This is a genomic window from Clavibacter sp. (assembly GCF_014802555.1).
Taxonomy (GTDB): domain Bacteria; phylum Actinomycetota; class Actinomycetes; order Actinomycetales; family Microbacteriaceae; genus Clavibacter; species Clavibacter sepedonicus.
Genome location: NZ_JAAVCB010000069.1, coordinates 1 through 21,138, shown reverse-complemented (window position 1 = coordinate 21,138; position 21,138 = coordinate 1). Strand labels below are relative to the sequence as shown.

18 protein-coding genes are annotated in these 21,138 nt (G+C 72.4%); 10 read left to right on the top strand and 8 right to left on the bottom strand.

The genetic code is table 11. The features are described 5' to 3' along the window. Window positions 1–182: 182 nt before the first annotated feature. The gene (locus tag HDR73_RS07715) at window positions 183–632 is read right to left on the bottom strand and encodes a DUF3093 domain-containing protein (RefSeq protein ID WP_012299004.1); all 450 of its coding nucleotides are present in this window, start codon (window positions 630–632) and stop codon (window positions 183–185) included. A gap of 38 nt (window positions 633–670) precedes the next feature. Here HDR73_RS07715 and dut point away from each other — a divergent pair, with 38 nt between their 5' ends. The 5 genes from dut to dxs all read left to right on the top strand — a co-directional run bounded on the left by dut (window position 671) and on the right by dxs (window position 7,751). Next, complete coding sequence (gene dut / locus HDR73_RS07710; protein ID WP_012299005.1) at window positions 671–1,141, top strand: dUTP diphosphatase; 471 nt, start codon at window positions 671–673, stop codon at window positions 1,139–1,141. Beyond that, a complete protein-coding gene (locus HDR73_RS07705; protein WP_012299006.1) occupies window positions 1,138–1,830 on the top strand; it encodes a DUF3710 domain-containing protein in 693 nt (230 codons plus the stop codon). Before dut ends, HDR73_RS07705 begins: the two co-directional genes overlap by 4 nt. Window positions 1,831–1,931: 101 nt before the next feature. Beyond that, complete coding sequence (locus HDR73_RS07700) at window positions 1,932–2,639, top strand: DUF3159 domain-containing protein (RefSeq protein ID WP_223842608.1); 708 nt, start codon at window positions 1,932–1,934, stop codon at window positions 2,637–2,639. Window positions 2,640–2,869: 230 nt separating this feature from the next. Then, window positions 2,870–5,683 (top strand): aconitate hydratase AcnA, encoded by a 2,814-nt coding sequence (acnA, locus tag HDR73_RS07695; protein WP_041464538.1) that lies wholly within the window; start codon window positions 2,870–2,872, stop codon window positions 5,681–5,683. Between the two features lie 115 nt (window positions 5,684–5,798). Further along, a complete protein-coding gene (gene dxs, locus HDR73_RS07690; protein ID WP_012299009.1) occupies window positions 5,799–7,751 on the top strand; it encodes a 1-deoxy-D-xylulose-5-phosphate synthase in 1,953 nt (650 codons plus the stop codon). Window positions 7,752–7,814: 63 nt separating this feature from the next. On the opposite strand, the gene HDR73_RS07685 is transcribed toward dxs, so the two are convergent. From HDR73_RS07685 to HDR73_RS07655, 7 genes are all read right to left on the bottom strand, one after another. After that, complete coding sequence (locus HDR73_RS07685; RefSeq protein ID WP_012299010.1) at window positions 7,815–9,944, bottom strand: 3-hydroxyacyl-CoA dehydrogenase NAD-binding domain-containing protein; 2,130 nt, start codon at window positions 9,942–9,944, stop codon at window positions 7,815–7,817. After that, window positions 9,941–11,149, bottom strand: a complete 1,209-nt coding sequence (locus tag HDR73_RS07680) for a thiolase family protein (RefSeq protein ID WP_041464539.1) — start codon at window positions 11,147–11,149, stop codon at window positions 9,941–9,943. The genes HDR73_RS07685 and HDR73_RS07680 overlap by 4 nt, the downstream gene beginning before the upstream one ends. Window positions 11,150–11,221: 72 nt before the next feature. After that, a complete protein-coding gene (locus HDR73_RS07675; RefSeq protein ID WP_174270079.1) occupies window positions 11,222–12,697 on the bottom strand; it encodes a ribonuclease D in 1,476 nt (491 codons plus the stop codon). Next, window positions 12,694–13,290, bottom strand: a complete 597-nt coding sequence (locus HDR73_RS07670; protein ID WP_041464540.1) for a DUF3000 domain-containing protein — start codon at window positions 13,288–13,290, stop codon at window positions 12,694–12,696. The genes HDR73_RS07675 and HDR73_RS07670 overlap by 4 nt, the downstream gene beginning before the upstream one ends. 90 nt (window positions 13,291–13,380) lie before the next feature. Further along, on the bottom strand, window positions 13,381–14,127 hold the full coding sequence (locus tag HDR73_RS07665; protein WP_012299014.1) for a dihydrofolate reductase family protein: 747 nt from the start codon (window positions 14,125–14,127) through the stop codon (window positions 13,381–13,383). Then, on the bottom strand, window positions 14,124–14,564 hold the full coding sequence (locus tag HDR73_RS07660; RefSeq protein WP_012299015.1) for a SufE family protein: 441 nt from the start codon (window positions 14,562–14,564) through the stop codon (window positions 14,124–14,126). The genes HDR73_RS07665 and HDR73_RS07660 overlap by 4 nt, the downstream gene beginning before the upstream one ends. Continuing rightward, window positions 14,561–15,472, bottom strand: a complete 912-nt coding sequence (locus HDR73_RS07655) for a sulfurtransferase (protein ID WP_012299016.1) — start codon at window positions 15,470–15,472, stop codon at window positions 14,561–14,563. The genes HDR73_RS07660 and HDR73_RS07655 overlap by 4 nt, the downstream gene beginning before the upstream one ends. 168 nt (window positions 15,473–15,640) lie before the next feature. On the opposite strand from HDR73_RS07655, the gene zapE reads away from it, so the two are divergent. The 5 genes from zapE to HDR73_RS07630 all read left to right on the top strand — a co-directional run bounded on the left by zapE (window position 15,641) and on the right by HDR73_RS07630 (window position 20,768). Continuing rightward, window positions 15,641–16,705, top strand: coding sequence for a cell division protein ZapE (gene zapE / locus HDR73_RS07650; RefSeq protein ID WP_012299017.1), 1,065 nt, complete (start codon window positions 15,641–15,643; stop codon window positions 16,703–16,705). Between the two features lie 251 nt (window positions 16,706–16,956). Continuing rightward, entirely contained in the window at window positions 16,957–18,243 is a 1,287-nt protein-coding gene (locus HDR73_RS07645; protein ID WP_012299018.1) for an ammonium transporter, read from the top strand. A 193-nt stretch (window positions 18,244–18,436) separates the two neighbouring features. Then, entirely contained in the window at window positions 18,437–19,276 is an 840-nt protein-coding gene (locus tag HDR73_RS07640; RefSeq protein WP_012299019.1) for an aldo/keto reductase, read from the top strand. 341 nt (window positions 19,277–19,617) lie between these two features. Further along, entirely contained in the window at window positions 19,618–19,902 is a 285-nt protein-coding gene (locus tag HDR73_RS07635) for a hypothetical protein (RefSeq protein WP_223842609.1), read from the top strand. 41 nt (window positions 19,903–19,943) lie between these two features. Further along, window positions 19,944–20,768 (top strand): putative protein N(5)-glutamine methyltransferase, encoded by an 825-nt coding sequence (locus HDR73_RS07630; RefSeq protein WP_012299020.1) that lies wholly within the window; start codon window positions 19,944–19,946, stop codon window positions 20,766–20,768. Window positions 20,769–21,138 lie beyond the last annotated feature (370 nt).

The window sequence follows — 21,138 nt, the reverse complement described above, 5'->3', positions numbered from 1 at the left end:
TTACCGTGGGACATCGAGGCCTCCTGGCGATGGTTGAACTGAACAGCTCCATCAAGCCAGGAGGCCTCTTCACACGCCCCGAAGTGTCACCAACGTCATGGCCGAGTACACCTAGAGCGTCGCCGGGCGAGAGCCCCCCCTGAGGACAGAATCCCCCTGAGGACAGAGCGCCTCACCGCACGTCATGATCGCCGCGATCCCCGGATCGCGGCGATCAGTCGTTCCGGGGTGCGCGTGGAGAGCAGCCAGTACGGAGCAGGGTCGGCCGCGTCCAGCAGCGGCACCTTGACCACCGGGTCCACCCAGCCGCGGATCACCAGGTACGCCCGGGCATGGAGGCGCGTGCCGCGCTCCGCCGTCGCCTGCGCGCCCCGGAACCCCTCGGGCTCGCCGAGCTGGTCGACGTCGATGGATGCGCGGCCCGCGCGCAGCCGCCCGTCGACCACCTGGATGACCGGGCTCGTGAGCACGAGCGTGGCCACGACGCCCGCGTAGAGCACGATCGCGACGACGACCCCGGCGATGACGCTGATGGGGAGGAACACGAGCAGGCTCGCGGGGATGACGAGAGCGGTGGCGACGAAGAGCCAGGGAGCAGGCCACAGCCGCTCGCTGTAGGGGGATGCGGGCATGCGCCTATTCGATCAGATTCCTGCACTAGCCTCGGACCGTGCCCGATCCCGTCGACGTCCTCATCGCGGGCGACGCCCCGATCCCGACCTACGCGCATCCCGGCGACGCCGGCGCCGACCTCACGGCCGCCGAGGCCGTCCGCCTCGAGCCGGGCCGACGGGCCACCGTCGGCACGGGCGTCAGCATCGCCCTCCCGGACGGGTACGCCGCGTTCGTCCTGCCCCGCAGCGGCCTGGCCGCGCGTCACGGCATCACGATCGTCAACGCGCCCGGCACCGTCGACGCGGGCTACCGCGGCGAGATCCGGGTCACCCTCCTCAACACCGATGCCGAGGCCGCGTACGATGTCGCGGTCGGCGACCGCATCGCGCAGGTCGTCGTCATGCCGGTCAGCCGGGTGCGCTTCGTGCCCGTCGAGAAGCTGCCCGGGAGCCACCGCGGCACGGGGGGCTTCGGCTCCACGGGCACCGGCGCCCTCCCCGCCCGAGATCCAGGAGACCGAACATGACCGACGAGAACGCGAACCAGCCGGATGACGCCGCCGTCGCGGACGACGCCGAGCACGTCCTGGACGCCAAGTCCGCGCCCGACGACCGGGCCGACGAGGGTCCGCTCGACGAGACCGAGGCGAACCCCGTCCGCCCGTACGTCGACCTCGGCGGGATCAAGATCCTGCCGCGCGAGGGCCTCCACCTCCGCCTCGAGGTCGCAGAGGGCACCCAGCAGGTCGTCGCGATCGGCCTCGACTTCGCCGAGTCCAGCCTCCAGGTGCAGCCGTTCGCGGCCCCGCGCTCGAGCGGGCTGTGGCACGAGATCCGCACGACCATCGGGGAGCAGATCCAGAAGCAGGGCGGGACCACGCGTCTCGCCGACGGTCCGTTCGGGCCGGAGCTGCACGCCGTGATCCCCGTGGTGCAGCAGCCCGGCCAGCCCGCGGCCAGCACACGCGAGGCCCGCTTCATCGGCGTCGACGGACCGCGCTGGTTCCTGCGCGGCGTCATCACCGGCCGCGCCGTGTCGGACCCCGAGGCGGCCGCCGCCGTCGAGGACCTGTTCCGCTGCGTCGTCGTGGTGCGCGGCTCGTCGCCCATGCCCCCGCGCGACCTCATCCCGCTCAAGATGCCCGCCGCGCAGGTCGGCACCACCCCGGGCGCGGCTCCGGCCGGCGAGAGCCCGGCCTCCGCGCTGGGCTCCTGAACGTGTCGGGGGAGGATCCGCGCGAGCGGGATCCCCGGGGCCAGCCCCCCCCCGCGGACGAGGCGGCCGCGACCGACGGCATCCCCGGCGAGCCCGCGTCCGTGTCCGCGTCCGCCCCCGGTGAGGCGCTCGGCGCGAGCATGGCACAGGCCGCCGAGCGCGCAGGTCTGGGTCAGGCGGCGCGCGGCGAGACGATGACGGCGGCGGCGCTCCTCACCGCCATGGGCGGCGTCCGCGGCGTGCTCGAGGCGATCGTGCCCGGGCTCCTGTTCCTGGTCGCGTTCACCCTGACGCGCGACATCGTGCTCTCCGTCGCGGTGCCGGTCACCGTCGCGGTCGTGGCCGTCGTGGCCCGGCTGGTGCAGCGCTCGGCCTTCGCGCCCGCGGTGGGCGGCCTCGTCGGCATCGTGATCTCCGCGGTCCTGGCGCTCCGGTCGGGGGAGGGCCGCGACTTCTACGCCCTCGGGCTGTGGACCAACGGCGCCTACTTCGCCGTCCTCCTCGTGTCGGTGGTCGTGGGGTGGCCGCTCGTCGGCGTCGCCGTGGGCTTCCTCATGGGCGACGGGACGGCCTGGCGGCAGGACCGCAGGAAGGCCAGGGCGCTCCGCCTCCTCACCCTCGTCTGGGTCGGTTTCTTCGCGCTCCGCCTCGCGGTGCAGCTCCCTCTCTACCTCGCCGACTCGATCGACGCGCTCGGGGTCGCGCGCCTGGTGATGGGCACGCCCCTCTACGGCGTCCTCCTCGTGCTGTCGTGGTTGTTCGTGCGCGCCGTGTACGCGAAGGAGCCGGCTGCCCCCGCGGCCGGCTGACCCGCGGTCCTCCCGCTCCTCGTCGGCAGGGCAGGCACCGCGCGCCGCGGCGTCGGGCGCGGTGGCGCGATGGTAGATTCATCTCGACGTCGAGATACATCGGCGCCGTCCCGCCTCGCGCCGGGTGCCCGATCAGGGTCGCCTTACTGGACCCGGTCGCGGCGGGCGACCAAGATCGGATGACGGGCGGAATCGACTTCCGCGCCCATCCAGCGAGGGAAGAGGGCCACGTGTCTGCAATCAACAGCTTCGGCGCGAAGGACACACTCCGCGTCGGGGACACCGACTACGAGATCTACCGCATCGACACCGTGGCGGGCCACGAGCGTCTCCCGTTCAGCCTGAAGGTGCTGCTGGAGAACCTCCTCCGCACCGAGGACGGCAAGAACGTCACCGGCAGCCAGATCAGCGCGCTCGGCGACTGGGTGCCCGAGGCCGACCCCGACACCGAGATCCAGTTCACGCCCGCGCGCGTCGTGATGCAGGACTTCACCGGGGTCCCCTGCATCGTCGACCTCGCCACCATGCGCGAAGCCGTCGGCGAGCTGGGTGGCGACCCGACGAAGATCAACCCGCTGGCGCCCGCCGAGCTCGTGATCGACCACTCCGTCATCGCCGACCTGTTCGGCTCGGAGGACGCGCTCGAGCGCAACGTCGACATCGAGTACGAGCGCAACGGCGAGCGGTACCAGTTCCTCCGCTGGGGCCAGACGGCGTTCGAGGACTTTAAGGTCGTCCCGCCGGGAACCGGCATCGTCCACCAGGTCAACATCGAGCACCTCGCCCGCGTCACGATGACCCGCGAGGTCGGCGGCGTCCTCCAGGCCTACCCCGACACCTGCGTCGGCACCGACTCGCACACCACCATGGTCAACGGCCTGGGCGTGCTGGGCTGGGGTGTCGGCGGCATCGAGGCGGAGGCGGCCATGCTCGGCCAGCCCGTCTCGATGCTCATCCCCAAGGTCGTGGGCTTCAAGCTCTCGGGCGAGATCCCCACGGGCGTCACCGCGACCGACGTGGTGCTCACCATCACGCAGATGCTGCGCAAGCACGGCGTCGTCGGCAAGTTCGTCGAGTTCTACGGATCCGGCGTCGGCGCCGTGCCCCTCGCCAACCGCGCCACCATCGGCAACATGAGCCCGGAGTTCGGCTCCACCGCCGCGGTGTTCCCCATCGATGACGTCACCCTCGAGTACCTGCGCCTCACCGGGCGAAGCGAAGAGCAGGTCGCCCTCGTCGAGGCCTACGCGAAGCAGCAGGGGCTGTGGCACGACGCATCCGTCGAGCCCGCGTTCAGCGAGTACCTCGAGCTCGACCTCTCCACGGTCGTCCCCTCCATCGCCGGCCCCAAGCGCCCGCAGGACCGCATCGAGCTGACCGACGCGAAGTCGCAGTTCGAGCGCGACCTCAACGACTACGCCCAGGTCGACCACGACATCGTCGACCTCACCACCTCCATGAGCTTCCCGGCGTCCGACCCGGGCGAGCTGCAGCCCGAGGACGAGCACTCGACGCACGAGACGCACCACGCCTCGCACAGCCCGGTGAGCGTCACGAAGCCCACGCGCGTCACGCTCGAGGACGGGCGCGACTTCACGCTCGACCACGGCGCCGTGGCCATCGCCGCCATCACGTCGTGCACCAACACGTCGAACCCGTCGGTCATGCTCGCGGCGGGGCTGCTCGCCCGCAACGCGAGCAAGAAGGGCCTCAAGGCCAAGCCGTGGGTGAAGACCACGCTGGCCCCCGGATCCAAGGTCGTCACGGACTACTACGAGAAGTCCGGCCTCACGACCTACCTCGAGGACCTCGGCTTCTACACGGTCGGCTACGGCTGCACCACGTGCATCGGCAACTCGGGCCCGCTGCTCGAGGAGATCTCCACCGCGGTGCAAGACAACGACCTCGCGGTGACGGCCGTCCTCTCGGGCAACCGCAACTTCGAGGGGCGCATCAACCCCGACGTGAAGATGAACTACCTCGCGAGCCCGCCGCTCGTCATCGCGTACGCGCTGGCCGGGTCGATGAACTTCGACTTCGACTCCGACGCGCTCGGCACCGACCCCGAGGGCAACGAGGTGTTCCTCAAGGACATCTGGCCCGACGCGGACGAGGTGCAGTCGACCATCGACAGCTCGATCGACACGGGCATGTTCACCCACCAGTACGCCGGCGTCTTCGACGGCGACGAGCGCTGGCGCTCGCTCCCCACCCCCACGGGTGCGACGTTCGAGTGGGACGCCGAGTCCACCTACGTGCGGAAGCCCCCGTACTTCGAGGGCCTCACCATGGAGATCACGCCGGTGTCGGACATCGCGGGTGCGCGCGTCCTCGCGAAGCTCGGCGACTCTGTCACGACCGACCACATCAGCCCCGCCGGATCCATCAAGGCGGACAGCCCCGCCGGCCACTACCTCGACGAGCACGGCGTCGGCCGCAAGGACTACAACTCCTACGGCTCGCGCCGCGGCAACCACGAGGTGATGATCCGCGGGACGTTTGCGAACATCCGCCTGCGCAACCAGCTACTCGATGGCGTCGAGGGCGGCTACACGCGCGACTTCACGCAGGAGGGCGGCCCGCAGTCGTTCATCTACGACGCGTCCGAGAACTACCAGGCGGCGGGCACCCCGCTCGTGATCCTCGGCGGCAAGGAGTACGGCTCCGGCTCGTCGCGCGACTGGGCGGCCAAGGGCACGAGCCTGCTGGGCGTCAAGGCGGTCATCACCGAGAGCTTCGAGCGGATCCACCGCTCCAACCTCATCGGCATGGGCGTCGTCCCGTTGCAGTTCCCGGCGGGGGAGACCTGGGCGTCGCTCGGCCTCGACGGCACCGAGGAGATCAGCATCTCGGGTCTCGAGGAGCTGAACTCCGGCACGACGCCGCGCACGGTGCACGTCGTCGCCGCACCGACCTCCGACTCGCCCGCGGGCAAGGAGACGGTGGAGTTCGACGCGGTCGTCCGCATCGATACCCCCGGCGAGGCGGACTACTACCGCAACGGCGGGATCCTGCAGTACGTGCTGCGCAGCCTCGTCGCGTAACAGGAACCTGAAGGGGGCCGGGCGGCGACGCCCGGCCTCCTTCCTGCGTGCGGCCCCTGCGTAGACTCGACAGGGCGGGCGTCGCGACATGGCACCCCAGGGAAAGGCGGTCAGCATGGGAATCCTCGAGACGATCACAGGACCCCGGGACCTCGACCGGCTGAGCCGCGAGCAGATGGTCGAGCTCGCCGCGGAGATCCGGCAGTTCCTCGTCGCGGAGGTCTCCAAGACCGGAGGCCACCTCGGGCCGAACCTCGGCGTCGTGGAGACGACGCTCGCGATCCACCGCGTGTTCGACTCCCCGCGGGACGCGATCGTGTTCGACACCGGGCACCAGTCGTACGTGCACAAGCTGGTCACGGGTCGCCAGGACTTCTCGAGGCTCCGCGAAGCGGGCGGGCTCGCCGGCTACCCGCAGCGGTCGGAGTCGGAGCACGACATCGTCGAGAGCTCGCACGCGTCGAGCTCGCTGAGCTGGGCCGACGGGATCTCGCGGGCCTTCGGGATCACGGGCCAGACCGACCGGCACGTGGTCGCGGTGGTGGGCGACGGCGCCCTCACCGGCGGCATGACGTGGGAGGCGCTCAACAACATCTCCGACGACAACACGCGGAAGCTCATCATCGTCGTCAACGACAACGGCCGCTCCTACGCGCCGACGATCGGCGGCATGGCCCGCTTCCTCAACACCGTGCGCACCCGCCGCACCTACCGCGGCCTCTACGAGACGAGCCAGCGCGTGTTCGGCGTGTTCGGGGCCCCGGGCGACAGCCTCTACCGCGGCCTCCGCGGCGGCCTGCACGGCTTCCTCACGCGCGTCACGGACAACGAGGCGCTGTACTCCAACCTCGACATTAAGTACCTGGGGCCCATCGACGGGCACGACCAGCAGGCGATGGAGGAGGCGCTCGAGCAGGCCCGCGACTACGGCGCCCCGGTGATCGTGCACGCCATCACCGAGAAGGGCCGCGGCTACGAGCCCGCCCGCCGCGACGTGGCGGACCAGTTCCACGCCGTCGGGCAGATCGATCCGGAGACGGGCGAGCCCATCGACCCGTCGCACGCTGTGAGCTGGACCAGCGTCTTCGCGGACGAGATCCTCGCGCTGGCCGATGAGGATCCGCGCATCGTCGGCATCACCGCCGCGATGCTCCGCCCCGTGGGCCTCCACAAGTTCGCCGAGAAGCACCCGGATCGCGTGCACGACGTGGGCATCGCCGAGCAGCACGCAGTGACGAGCGCCGCGGGCCTCGCCTACGGCGGCCTGCACCCGGTCGTCGCGCTGTACGCGACCTTCGTCAATCGCGCGTTCGACCAGGTCCTCATGGACGTGGCCCTGCACCGCGCCGGCGTCACCTTCGTGCTCGACCGCGCGGGCGTCACCGGTCCCGACGGGCCGAGCCATCACGGCATGTGGGATCTCGCGCTGCTGCAGATCGTGCCGCACATCCGCCTCAGCGCCCCGCGTGACGCGACGCGCCTCCGCGAGGAGCTGGGCGAGGCCGTCAAGGTCGATGACGCGCCCACCGTCGTGCGCTTCTCCAAGGGCAGCGTCGGGGACGAGATCGAGGCCGTGCGCCGCCTCGACGACGGCGTGGACGTGCTGCACGAGTCGGCGTCGAAGGACGTGCTGATCGTCACGGTCGGGCCCATGGCGACCATGGGCATCGAGGTCGCGGAGCGGCTCGCCGCGCAGGGCATCGGCGCGACCGTCGTGGACCCGCGCTGGGTCGTGCCCGTGCCGCGCAGCGTCGTCGAGCTCGGCGGCACCCACCGTCTCGTCGTCACCATCGAGGACGGCGTCGTCGTCGGGGGCATCGGCACGCGGATCCGGCAGGACCTCCGCGAGGCCGGCATCGACACGGGCGTGACGGAGCTGGGCCTGCCCGACGAGTTCCTCGACCACGGCACGCGGTCGCAGATCCTCGAGCGCGTCGGGCTCACTCCCCAGCACATCGCGCGCGACGTCGTCGCCCAGGTGCTCGGGAGCCGCGTGCCGTCGGCCCGGCCGCTGCCGGAGGACGCCGAGCGCGTCCCCATGCGCGCGGAGGACGACGAGCAGGCCTGATCGCCTGTCGCACGCAGCAGGGCCCGGCCGATGCGGCCTGGCCCTGCTGCGTTCCCCCTGGCGCTACGCCACGCCGCGGATGGGCGGGTGGTGGAACGTGTCGCCGAACGCCCGGTTGCTCGCGCCGACGCGGTCGAGGTACGGCGTGAGCCCGCCCATCTGGAACGGGTAGCCGGCGCCGAGGATGAGGCAGAGGTCGATGTCCTCCGCCGCGTGCACGACGTCGTCCTCGAGCATGCGGTGCACCTCGTCCGCGAGGCCCGTCTCCACGCGCTCGCGGATCTGCTCGGCCGTCTGCGGGTCGGTGCCGCCCTTCACGATGCGCACGGCCTCCTTGTCGAAGCCCGTGGGGCGGCCCTTGGCGTCGCGGGCGTAGATGCGCCCGAGGTCCGCGAGGCGGTGCAGGTTCGGGCTCTCGAAGAACCGGTCCGGGAATGCGGCGTGGTGCGTGTCGAGCACGTGCGCGCCGACCTTGAGGCCCACGAGCTCGAGCAGCTCGAAGGGCGTCATCGGCAGGCCGAACGGCGCGAGCGAGCGGTCGACGACCTCGAAGGGCGTTCCCGTGTCCACCGCGTGCATGGCCTCCCCGAGGACCTTCGCGAGGATGCTGTTCACCACGAAGCCCGGGGTGTCGCGGGTGATGACGGCGTGCTTCTTCAGCGTCCTCGCGACCTGCATCGCGGTCGACAGCGTCTCGTCCGTGGTCTGCGGCGTCCGCACGACCTCGATGAGCGGCATCACCGCGACGGGGTTGAAGAAGTGGAAGCCCACGACGCGCTCCGGGTGCGCGAGCCGCTCGGCGATGCGCTCGACCGAGAGGCTCGACGTGTTCGTCGCGAGGATCGCGGTCTCGGAGACGTGCTGCTCGATCTCCGCGAAGACCGCCTGCTTCACGCCGAGCTCCTCGAACACGGCCTCGATGACCCAGTCCGCGTCGGCGAAGTCGGCCTTGTCCGTGGTGCCCGTGACGAGCGCCGTGAGCCGGTTGGCCTCGTCGGGGGAGATGCGCCCCTTCTCGGCGAGCTTCCGGATCTCGCCGTGGATGCCGGCGACGCCCGCGTCGACGCGCGCCCGGTCGAGGTCCGTGATGACCACGGGAACCTGGAGGCGGCGCACGAACAGCAGCGCGAACTGCGATGCCATGAGGCCGGCGCCGACGACGCCGACCTTGGTGACCTTGCGGGCCAGCGCCTTGTCAGGCGCCCCCGCGGGCCGCTTGGCGCGCTTCTGCACCAGGTCGAACGCGTAGATGGTGGCGCGGAACTGGTCGCCGGAGATGAGGTCCGCGAGAGCCTCGTCCTCGGCGGCGAAGCCCTCCTCGCGCGTCGTGTTCCTGGCCGCCTTGAGCAGGTCGAGCGCGCGGTACGGCGACTGGGCGACCGTGCCGATGCGCTGCTCGAGCGACTTCCGGGCGATCCCGATGGCGATGTCCCACTTGGCGATGCGCTCGAGGCGGCCCGGCGCGTTCGGCCGCTTGACCTCGACGGCGCCGGAGATGACGCCGTCGGCCCAGCGGATGGACTGCTCGAGGAAGGACGCGGACGGGAACGACGCGTCGGCGATGCCGAGCTCCACCACGTCCGCCGCCTTCAGCGTGCGGTTGTTCTTGAGCGGGTTCTCGATGATCACCTTGAGGGCGTTCTCGATGCCGATGAGGTTCGGCAGCAGCCACGCGCCGCCCCAGCCGGGGATGATGCCGAGGAAGACCTCGGGCAGCGCCACGGCGGGCACGGACTCGTCGACCGTGCGGTAGTCGGAGTTCAGTCCGATCTCGAGCCCGCCGCCGAGCGCGAGGCCGTTGATGAAGGTGAAGGACGGCACGCCCAGACGATGCAGGCGGCCCAGGGTGTCGTGTCCGAGCTGCGCCATCTGGCGCCCGACCTCGCGGCTGGGGATCTCGCCGACCTTGCTGAGATCGGCGCCCGCGGCGAGGATGAACGGCTTGCCCGTGATCGCGACGCCGCGGATCTCGCCCGCGGCCGCCCGGGCGGCCAGGCCGTCGAGCGCGTCCGCGAGCTCCAGCAGGGTGGCCGGGCCGAGCGTGGACGGCCGCGTGTGGTCGCGCCCGTTGTCGAGCGTGACGAGCGCGAGCACGCCGCCCGAGGGCAGCGGCACGTCGCGGACGTACGAGTGGGTGACGACCTCGTCGGGGTCGAGCGCCACGAGCTCCCGGAAGCGGCTGGTGTCGGTCACTTGTTCCTCTTCCTCTTGCCGGTGAAGTGCGGGTTCTCCCAGATGACGCTGCCGCCCTGGCCGAGGCCGACGCACATCGCTGTGAGGCCGTAGCGGACCTCGGGGTGCTGCTCGAACTGGCGCGCGAGCTGGTTCATCAGCCGGACGCCGCTGGACGCGAGCGGGTGGCCCACGGCGATCGCGCCGCCGTACTCGTTGACGCGCGGGTCGTCGTCGTCGAGACGGAAGTGGTCGAGGAGGCTGAGCACCTGGATCGCGAACGCCTCGTTGAGCTCGAAGAGCCCGATGTCGTCGATCGTGAGCCCGGCCTTCCGGAGCGCCTTCTCGGTGCTCGGCACCGGTCCGATGCCCATGATCTCGGGCTCGACGCCCGCGAACGCGAAGGACACCAGGGTCATCTTGGGCGTCAGGCCGAGCTCCTTGACGGCGTCGCCGCTGGCGAGCAGGGCGGCGGTGGCGCCGTCGTTGAGACCCGACGAGTTGCCCGCCGTGACGCGGCCGTGCGGGCGGAATGGGGTGCGGAGGCCGGCGAGGCCCTCGAGCGTGGTCTCGGGGCGCATGGCCTCGTCGCGCGTGGCGAGCCCCCAGCCCTCCTCGGAGCGCGTGGCGACGGGGACGAGGTCGGGCTGGATGTTCCCGGCCGCGTAGGCGAGCGCCGTCTTCTGCTGGCTCGCGAGGGCGTAGCGGTCGGCGCGCTCGCGGGTGAGCGCCGGGAAGCGGTCGTGGATCCGCTCGGCCGTGTTCCCCATGTTGAGGGCGTCCTGGCTGACGAGGCGCTCGGCGAGGAAGCGGGGGTTCGGGTCCGCGTCGAAGCCCATCGGATGGCGGCCCATGTGCTCGACGCCGCCGGCGATGGCGAGGTCGTAGGCGCCGAACGCGATGCCGCCGGCGGTGGCCGTGACGCTCGTCATGGCGCCGGCGCACATCCGGTCGATCGCGAATCCCGGGACCGAGCGCGGCAGGCCGACCAGGAGCGCGGCCGTGCGGCCGAGGGTCAGGCCCTGGTCGCCCGTCTGGGTCGTGGCCGCGATGGCGACCTCGTCGATCCGGTCCTTCGGCACCTGCGGGTTCCGCTCGAGCAACCCGATCATGGCCTTGACCACCAGATCGTCGGCGCGGGTCCGCCAGTACATGCCCTTCTCACCCGCTCGTCCGAACGGGGTGCGGACCCCGTCCACGAAATGGACTTCGGCTCTCTCGACCACTGACGCCTCCTCGCATCGATTTCCCCCACCCTAGGGACGAGGCACGGAGGGCGCCGAAACCGTTGACTGTTCCTACGAGGCCCCGTCGTCGGTCTCGTCGTCGGCTTGGCCAGCATCGACAAAGGCCGCCGCCACCGGCGCTGCCGTCGCCTCGATCTGCCAGGGCCGCGCACCCCACGACTCGAGCGCCGTCGCGACGGCCTCGGGGGAGAGCTCGGCGGGGGGCGTCCAGGCGACGCGACGCAGCACCTCGGGGGTGAGCAGGTTCTCCTGCGGGACGCCCATGGCCGTCGCGACATCCTGCACGGCCACGCGGGCGCGCTTGAGGCGGCGGTCGGCGGCGGGATCCTTGTCGGCCCACGCCTTCGGCGGCGGCATGGTCTCGCCCGTGCCGCGCAGCTGCGGGAACGCGGTCGCGGCGAGGCCGCGCTCGACGGCGGCCCACCAGCGGTCGATCTCGCTGCGGCTGGCGCGACCCGAGAACTCGCGCACGGCAGCGAGGTCGCGCTTGGTCTGCGGCAGGATGCGCGCGACCGCGACGAGGGAGCCGTCGGGGACGAGGCGGCCGGGGCTCGTGTCGACCTCGCGCGCGTACGCGTCGCGGGCCTCCCACAGCTCCTTCGCGACCGCGAGGCCACGGCCACCGCGGACCCCGTGCAGGCCGCTCAGGCGACGCCACGGCTCGACCCGCGCGGGCTTCGCCTCCTTGGCGATGGTCGCGGCGAACTCCTGCTCGGCGATCGCGGTCTTGCCCTGCTCCTCGAGGCGGCGGGCGATCTCGTCGCGCACGTCGACGAGCAGCTCCACGTCGAGCGCGGCGTAGACGAGCCATGCCCGGGGGAGCGGCCGGGTCGACCAGTCGGCGGCCGAGTGCTCCTTGGCCAGGTGAATCCCGAGCAGCTCCTCCACCACGGTGCCGAGGCCGACCCGGGGCAGGCCGAGCAGGCGCGACGCGAGCTCGGTGTCGAAGATGCGCTGCGGGTCGAGGCCCACCTCGCGGAGGCACGCGAGGTCCTGGCTGGCGGCGTGCAGCACCCACTCGACGTCGCGGATCACCTCGTCGAGCTCCGAGAAGTCGCCGATCGCGGGCGGGTCGAACAGGAACGTGCCGGCGCCGCGGCGGAAGACCTGGATCAGGTACGCGCGCTGGCTGTAGCGGAAGCCCGATGCGCGCTCGGCGTCGACGGCGATGGGACCCGTGCCGGCGGCGATCGCCTCGACGGCGCGGAGGTACTCCTCCCGGGTGTCGATCACGGTGAGGTCACCCGTGGCCGCCGCCTCGCGGAGGGGCGGACGGGAGGGTGCGTCGTCGTCGCGCGGGACCGGGTCCGCCGCGGCGGGGGCGTTCTCGGTCGCCTGCGCGGGCTCCGTCCGCCGGGTGCGCGTGCGCGCGCGTGCGGTCACGGCGTCGGTGGCGGTGGATCCCGGCACGTCGGAGAAGAGGGACGCGCCCATGGCCGGTCGGCGGAGACCCGCCGCCGACGGGGAGGGGGCGACGGCGCCGTCGCCGGTCGCGTCGGGGTCTGGGGTGTCGGACGGGGCGTTCACGTCCGGGTGCGTCGCGCTGATAGCAGTGTCACTCCTTCGCCCGCGGGAGGCAGCCCGGCGAGCATGCACAGTAATTCGCCCCAGCCTTCCACATGGGCGGTCACGTCGGCGTCCGCCGGCGTCCACGAGGCGCGGAGCTCGATCTTGGCGCCGCTGCCCTGGCGGGCCAGCTCGCCGTAGCCGGTGGAGATAATCCGGGTGGCGGTCCCCGAGGGCGACGAGTAGCGGGCGCCGCGCGAGGCGAGGCCGTCCACGAGCCACGACCAGGCGACGTCGGCGAGGAACGGATCGGTGCCCATGTCGGTCTCGAGCGGCGCCTGCGCGAAGCAGACGACGCGGAACGCGCCGCCCCACGCGTCCGGCTCATCCGGGTCGTGCAGCAGGATGAAGCGGCCCGTGCCGAGCTCCGAGTCGGAGGCGTGGCCAGACGGCGACACGTCGGCGGCGAGCGCCACGGCGTACGGGGCCAGGTTGCTCGAGGGCGAGGGGATCTCCGTCAGCACGAGCTCGGATCGCGTGGTCGCACGACGCAGGGCGTCTAGCGCCGCGCGGAACTCGGGCGGATCCTCGGCGCTGTCACGGGTCTCTACCACGTGTGCAGACTACGTTCCGCCGCGATCCGGCCCGGGAGCCACGCCGCGACGACGGGTGGGCACCACCCCGACGCCGGCGCGACCAGGGGATCAGTCCCGCCGCACCGTCCAGCGCGCGTAGGTGCGGTGGTCGTCGTCGACGAGCAGCTGGTCGAGCCGCATCGGCGCGTAGGCGTCGGAGCCCGCCGGCACGAGCGGCGTCAGCGGCGTCACGAGCTCGGGCGAGGTCGTGAGGCAGAGCTCGTCCACCCGGCCCGCGGCGATGAGGGATGCGGCGAGCGCCGGTCCGCCCTCGCACACCACATGGGTCAGCCCGCGGCCACGCAGGGCGTCGACGACGTCGTCGCCGCCCATCCGACCGTCGGCCGCGGCACCCAGCGGGACGGACACGATCTCGGCGGGCACGCCGCCGAGCGACGCCACGGCGCGGTCCCGTGCCTCGGGCGGGCAGAGCACCAGGAGGCGGCCCGGGGACGCGTCCTGGTCGAAGCGGTGGCCCTCCAGGTCGCCCGAGGAGGTGGCGACGGCCAGCGGGGTCCTGCGGGGGAGGACGTACCGCTCGGCACGCACCGTGCCCGCGCCCACGAGCACGACGTCCGCGAGCTCGCGGATGACGCCGAGGATCCGCCGGTCCACGACGCTCGAGAGGCTGTCGGAGGTGCCGTCGGCGCCGATGACGCTGCCGTCGACCGACGCCACGAAGTTGAGGCGCACGTGGTCGGCGGATCCCGGACGGTAGAGGTCCTCCAGCCAGCCCCGGGTGCCGTCGTCGTCCAGGCCGCGCGAGGCCGCCGCGTGGCCGGCCCCCGCCACGGGGAGGATCCGCGTGATCCTCACCCGGCGAGCCGCTCGCGCACCTGGCGCTTGACCCGCCCGAGCATCGCCGTCATGCCGCGCATGCGCAGCGGCGATACAGCCGCGTCGAGCCCGATCGTGGACGGGTAGTCGTCGGGCACCGCGAGCACCTCGTCGGCCGGGAGCCCGTCGAGGCCCTGCGCGAGGATCGACGCGAACCCGCGGCTCGTCGGCGCCTCGGCCGGCGCCTGGGCGTGCACGTGCACGTCGCCGTCGACGACCTCCACGAACATGAACACCGGCGACTGGCACTCCTCCACGCGCTCGAGGAGGTCCGGGTGGTCGGCGTACCGCGGCGGGAGAGCGGGCAGCTCGTTGCTGAAGTCGAGCAGGAGCAGGAGCCGGTCGCGCTGCTCGAGCGCGAGGAAGTCGTCGCGGATCTCGGCGAGCGCGGCGGGCAGCCCCGGGGCGTCGGTCATCGGGCGGGCAGCTCGCCGGGCTCGGCGCCCTGCACGATGGGGACCCGCACGGCGGAGCCCCACTCGGTCCAGGAGCCGTCGTAGTTGCGGACGCCCTCGAAGCCCAGCAGGTGGGTGAGCACGAACCACGTGTGGCTCGAGCGCTCCCCGATGCGGCAGAGGACCACGACGTCGTCGCCGTCGCCGAGGCCCGCGCCCTCGCGGTACACGGCGTCGAGCTCGGCGCGCGTCCGGAAGGAGCCGTCCTCCGCCGCGGCCTTGGCCCACGGGACGTTCCGAGAGGTGGGGATGTGGCCGGCGCGGAGCGAGCCCTCCTCCGGGTAGGCGGGCGCGGTCGTCCGCTGGCCGGTGTACTCCTCGGGGCTGCGGACGTCGATGAGCGGGTTGCCGAGGTGCGCGAGCACGTCGTCCTTGAACGCGCGGATCTCCTCGTCGCGGCGCTCGACGACCGGGTACTCGACGGGGGAGACCTCGGGGCGGTCGGTCGTGGTCGGGCGCCCCTCGGCGATCCACTTGTCCCGGCCGCCGTCGAGCAGGCGCACGTCCTCGTGGCCGAACAGGGTGAAGACCCAGAGCGCGTACGCGGCCCACCAGTTGCTCTTGTCGCCGTAGATGACGACCGTGCTGTCACGCGCGATGCCGCGCTCGGACATGAGCTGCGCGAACCGCTCGCCGTCGACGTAGTCACGCTGCACGGGGTCGTTGAGGTCGGTGTGCCAGTCGAGCTTCACCGCGCCGGGGATGTGGCCGGTCTCGTAGAGCAGCACGTCCTCGTCGGACTCGACGACCACGAGACCGGGCGTGAGCGCGCCGTCGGCGAGTCGCTCCTGGAGCCAGTCGCCGCTGACGAGCCGCTCCGGGTGGGCGTACTCGGCGAACCTGGGGGTGGTGTCCGGCTCGACGGCCATGGGGCTCTCCTGATCTCGCGGCCGGCGGGGCCGCGCTGGTGGGACGCGGATTAGTCTGGTGGGTGTTCCGCGGGCACCATGCGCCGCGCGTCGACCACCATCCACGGTAACGGTTCGCCATGCGCGGGACCTTCCCGACACCGCCACATGACAGCCGGAGACCCACCTGTGACGAACGCCGACATCGGATCGCGGAGCCACGACGCGGAGGGCACGGGACCCGGCGCCCTCGTCGGCCGCTCGCCGAGCATCACGGGCGCGGAGATCGCCGCGCACCTCGTGCCGCCGCGGCAGTTCGACGAGGCGCGGTTCGACACGTACCGTCCCGACCCCGAGTACGACACGCAGGCGCAGGCCGTCGAGGTGCTCCGCGCGTTCTCGGGCGACCGCGCCGGATCCCGCGGTGGCCTCTTCTCTCGGAGGAAGGCGCCCGCCCTGAAGCCCGGCGTCTACCTCGACGGCGGGTTCGGAGTCGGCAAGACCCACCTCCTCGCGTCGCTCTGGCACGCCATGCCGGGACCCAAGTACTTCGGCACCTTCATCGAGTACACGGCGCTCGTCGGGGCGCTCGGCTACCAGGGCGCGGTCGGGATCCTCCGCGGCGCAACGCTCGTGGCCATCGACGAGTTCGAGCTCGACGACCCGGGCGACACGATGATGATGACGCGCCTGCTGTCCGACCTCGTGGCCGACGGCACGCGCATCGCCGCGACGAGCAACACGCCGCCGAACGCCCTGGGGGAGGGGCGCTTCGCGGCGGCCGACTTCCTGCGCGAGATCCAGGCGATGAGCGACCGGTTCGACACCATCCGCATCGACGGGCTCGACTACCGGCGCCGCGCCTTCGAGGGCCACGCGATCACGGTGGGCGCCGCCGAGCTCGACGCCAGGGCCGACGCCGCGCAGGCCGGCGGCCGCTCGGTCACCGTCGACGGGTTCCCCGAGCTGGTCGCGCACCTCTCGCGGCTGCACCCCTCCAAGTACGTGAAGGTGATCGAGGGCGTCGACGCCATCGCGCTCCGCGACGTGACCCAGCTGCAGGGCCAGACCGACGCGCTCCGCTTCGTCGCCTTCGTCGACCGGGTCTACGACGCGCAGATCCCCCTGCTCGCGTCCGGCACCCCGTTCGACGAGGCCTTCTCGGCCGAGATGCTCGCGGGCGGCTACCGCAAGAAGTACCTGCGCGCCATCTCGCGGCTCATCTCGCTCACCGCGGCCGGGCGCGACCTCTAGCCGACGACGCTCCGCCACGCCCGGATCGGCGGCCGTCCCGGGCATCCCCGCCGCACGCGGAAACACGATGTTCACATGCGCGTCGCCCGTGTAACGCGCCCGAAACACGTCCGGCGAGCCGGCGAAACCTCGCCCCCCGACACTGGACGCGTACCCGGCACCCGGCACGCGCCGAACCCCCGACCACACGGGCGGCCGCTCGCCTTCCGTCCGGTGCGACCCCCTGCACGATCTACGAGAGGTGAAACACCATGGATCAAGGCAACACCGCCTTCCTCCTGATCGCCGCGGCGCTGGTCCTCCTGATGACGCCGGGTCTGGCGTTCTTCTACGGCGGGCTCGTCAAGGCCAAGAGCGTCATCAGCATGATGATGATGAGCTTCGGGGCCATGGGCCTCATCGGGCTCCTCTGGGTCCTGTACGGCTACGCCATCGCGTTCGGCAACGGCCCCGACGGCGCCGCGGGCAACCCGCGCTTCGTGGGCATCGACGGCGTCCTCGGCATCGACCTCGGCCAGCTGGGCCTCGGCGACGCGTACACCGCGGCACTCGGCGACCAGACGTCCGCCTACCCGACGCTCGCCTTCGCCGCCTTCCAGGCCACGTTCGCCATCATCACGGTCGCGCTCATCTCCGGCGCCATCGCCGACCGCGCCAAGTTCGGCGCGTGGATGGTCTTCGCGGGCATCTGGGCCACGGTCGTCTACTTCCCCGTCGCCAGCTGGGTCTTCAACTTCACGGTCGCCGACGGATCCACCGTCGACGGCGGGTGGATCGCCTACAACGTCGGCGCGATCGACTTCGCGGGCGGCACGGCGGTCCACATCAACGCGGGTGCCGCGGCGCTCGCCCTCTCGCTGGTCCTCGGCAAGCGCGTCGGGTTCGCCAAGGGCATGCACGTGCCGCACAACCCGCCGTTCGTGCTCCTCGGCGCCGGGCTCCTCTGGTTCGGCTGGTTCGGCTTCAACGCCGGCTCCGAGCTCGCGGCCGACGGCATCGCGGCCATCGCGTTCCTCAACACCATCGCCGCACCCGCCGCCGCGATCCTCGGCTGGCTCGTGGTCGAGAAGATCCGCGACGGCAAGCCGACCTCGGTGGGCGCCGCGTCCGGCGCGGTGGCGGGCCTCGTCGCCATCACCCCGGCGTGCGCCGCGCTCTCGCCGACCTGGGCCATCGTCCTCGGCCTCGTCGCCGGTGCCGTCTGCGCCGTCGCGATCGAGCTCAAGTTCAAGCTCGGCTTCGACGACTCGCTCGACGTGGTGGGCATCCACCTCATCGGCGGCCTCATCGGGACGCTGTACATCGGCATCTTCGCGACCAAGGTCGGCCTCATCTACTCGGGCTCGCTCGAGCAGCTCGGCAAGCAGGCCCTCGCCGCCTTCGCGGTGCTGATCTACTCGTTCGTCCTCTCCTACGTCATCGGCACGATCATCCAGAAGACCATGGGCTTCCGGGTGAAGAACGAGGACGAGATCGCGGGCATCGACACGATCGTCCACGGCGAGGAGGGCTACGTGCTGGAGACCTCCGGCCGCTGACCCGCTCCACCGGCTCGACCACGACGGGCGCCGCACCTCGCGAGAGGGCGGCGCCCGTCCCCGTTCGCCGGGAACGGAGCGGGCGGGCCACCGGGCCGCCCGGGAGCGCGGCGGGCGTACGGTGGAGGGACGCGGCCGGCGAGCACGACGACGCCCCGCACCGTGACCATCGAGACGAAGAAGACGAGAGCACATGGCATCCCCCCTCATCACCCTGAACAACGGCGTCACCATCCCGCAACTGGGCTTCGGCGTCTTCCAGACCCCGCCCGCCGAGACGCAGCAGGCCGTGGAGCGCGCGTTCGAGGCGGGCTACCGTCACATCGACACCGCCGCCGGCTACTACAACGAGGAGGGCGTGGGCGCCGCCATCAAGGCGACGGGCATCCCACGCGAGGAGCTCTTCATCACCACCAAGCTCCGCAACGGCGACCAGGGCGCGGACAGCGCGCGCACCGCCTTCGAGGACAGCCGCCGCAAGCTCGGCGTCGACGCGGTGGACCTCTACCTCATCCACTGGCCCTACCCGAAGCACGGCCTGTACGTCGAGACCTGGAAGACGTTCGAGGCGCTGCACGCCGAGGGCCTCATCCGCGCGATCGGCGTCTCCAACTTCCTCCCGGAGCACCTGGAGAAGCTGGCCGCCGAATCCGAGGTCGTGCCGGCGGTCAACCAGATCGAGGTGCACCCGACGTTCCAGCAGCACGACCTCTCCACCTTCTCGGTCGAGCGCGGCATCGAGGTCGAGGCCTACAGCCCCCTCGGCCAGGGCGCCGACCTGGAGTCGGAGATCGTCACGCGGCTCGCGAAGGAGCACGACGCCACCCCCGCGCAGATCGTGCTCGCCTGGCACCTCGCGCAGGGCCGCATCGTGATCCCCAAGTCGGTCACGCCGGAGCGCATCGTCGCCAACTTCCAGTCCATCGAGGTCGAGCTCTCGGTCGAGGAGCTCGCCGAGATCGACACCCTCGAGTCCGGTACGCGCCTGGGCGCCGACCCGGCGACGGCGGACTTCACGCAGTTCCCGTCCTGATCCACCCGCTGGCACACCGGCAGCACGGCGCCCGCCCGGCTCGCGCCGCGGCGGGCGTCGTCGCGTGCGGCCGCGTCCCGACCGCTCCCGCGCCGCCCGCCTACGGGTGCCGGGCGGTCTAGCGTGATCCCCACGACGCTCCGTCGAGCCGGTGGACCCCGCCACGGATCCGGAGGGAGCGCAGAGCGCCCCAGGAGCACCGTGACCGGCCCCCGCACGTCCGCCTCACCGACGCCCTCACGGCGGTCTCCGAGCTCATCGACGCGTCCGTCGACACCAGCGGGGACGGCCTCACCGGGGTCCAGATCCTGATCCTCCGCCGCGTCGTCTGCACCCAGCGCATGGACCGCGCCTCGCGTGCGCTCGACACCCGGACCGCCCGCGCGGCGACCGTGCCCACCCTCGCGTCGCTCATCCAGAAGGGCCTGGTGCTGGGGTCCGAGGGCCCCACCGGGCGCTTCCTCCACCTGTCGGACGGCGGACGGGACCTCCTCCGAGGCGTCAGCACGGTGCGCGCGGAGTGGTTCGGGCAGGCGGCGTCGCAGACGGATCCGCCCGCGCACGGGCAGGACCTCCTGCGCATCGCGGAGCTGCTGGAGCGCCTCGGCCGTCTGGAGCGCTCCTGACCGGGGCCGGCGCGGCCGCCGACGGGCTCGACGGCGTCCTCGTGGAGCGGCTGCGGGCGGCGGGATGCGTCTTCGCCGAGGAGGAGGCCGCCCTCCTCATCCGAGAGGCGACGGCACGGCACCCCGATGCCGGACCGGGCGGCAGCGGCGACGCGCGGGCGGCGACGCTCACGGCCATGACGGCCGCCCGCGTGGCGGGGGAGCCGCTCGAGACCGTCCTCGGCTGGGTCGCCTTCGCCGGGCGGCGGATCATCGTCCGTCCCGGCGTGTTCGTCCCGCGACGGCGCACGGAGCAGCTGGCCGGAGCCGCGGTCGAGGCGGCGGCGCAGGCGACCCGGCGGACCGGGCACGCGGTGGTCGTCGACATGTGCTGCGGCTCGGGAGCCATCGGCGCGGTCGTCGCGGACGAGGTGCCCGGGGCGGTCCTGCACGCGGCCGACGTGGATCCCGCCGCGGTCGCGTGCGCGGCGGAGAACCTCGTCCCGCGCGGGGCCGCGGTGCACCGCGGCGACCTGATGGCGGCGCTGCCCCCGGAGCTGCGGGGCCGGATCGACGTCCTCGTCGCGAACGTGCCCTACGTGCCGCGCGTCGGACTCGCGCTCATGCCCCCGGAGGCGCGGCTCCACGAGCCCGAGGTCACGCGGGACGGCGGGGAGGACGGGCTGGACGTGCTGCGCCGCGTGGCCGCCGAAGGCCGGGAGTGGCTCGCGCCGACGGGCACCGTCCTCGTGGAGGTGGCGGACGCGCAGGTGACGGGCGCTCTCCAGGCGATGCGGGCCGCGGGCCTGGTCGCCCGGACGGAGGACGCCGAGGCGGAGGTGGAGGACGACCAGACGCGTGTCGTCTCCGGTCGCCCGGCAGGCTGAACCGCGCCGATCGGCGCGCCGTGTCGGAGGGCGCGGCCCCCGGACGGCGCAGCCTCACCCGGGCCGAAGGTCGTGGACGAGGCCGACGGCGAGGCGCACCACTCGGACGACGCGTCGGATCCACGTTCCGACAAGGGCATCGTCCACCGAGCGCGGGAGGGGCTCGGGACCGCCATCGGAGCCGCCGCGGTTCGGCGACCACCAGGGGCCATGCGGGCCGCGAGGGCGTCATGGATCCGCACGGGCTGGCGGCGCTAGCTGTACTCGGCCGTGACGTTGGTGACACTTCGGGGCGTGTGAAGAGGCCTCCTGGCTTGATGGAGCTGTTCAGTTCAACCATCGCCAGGAGGCCTCGATGTCCCACGGTAAT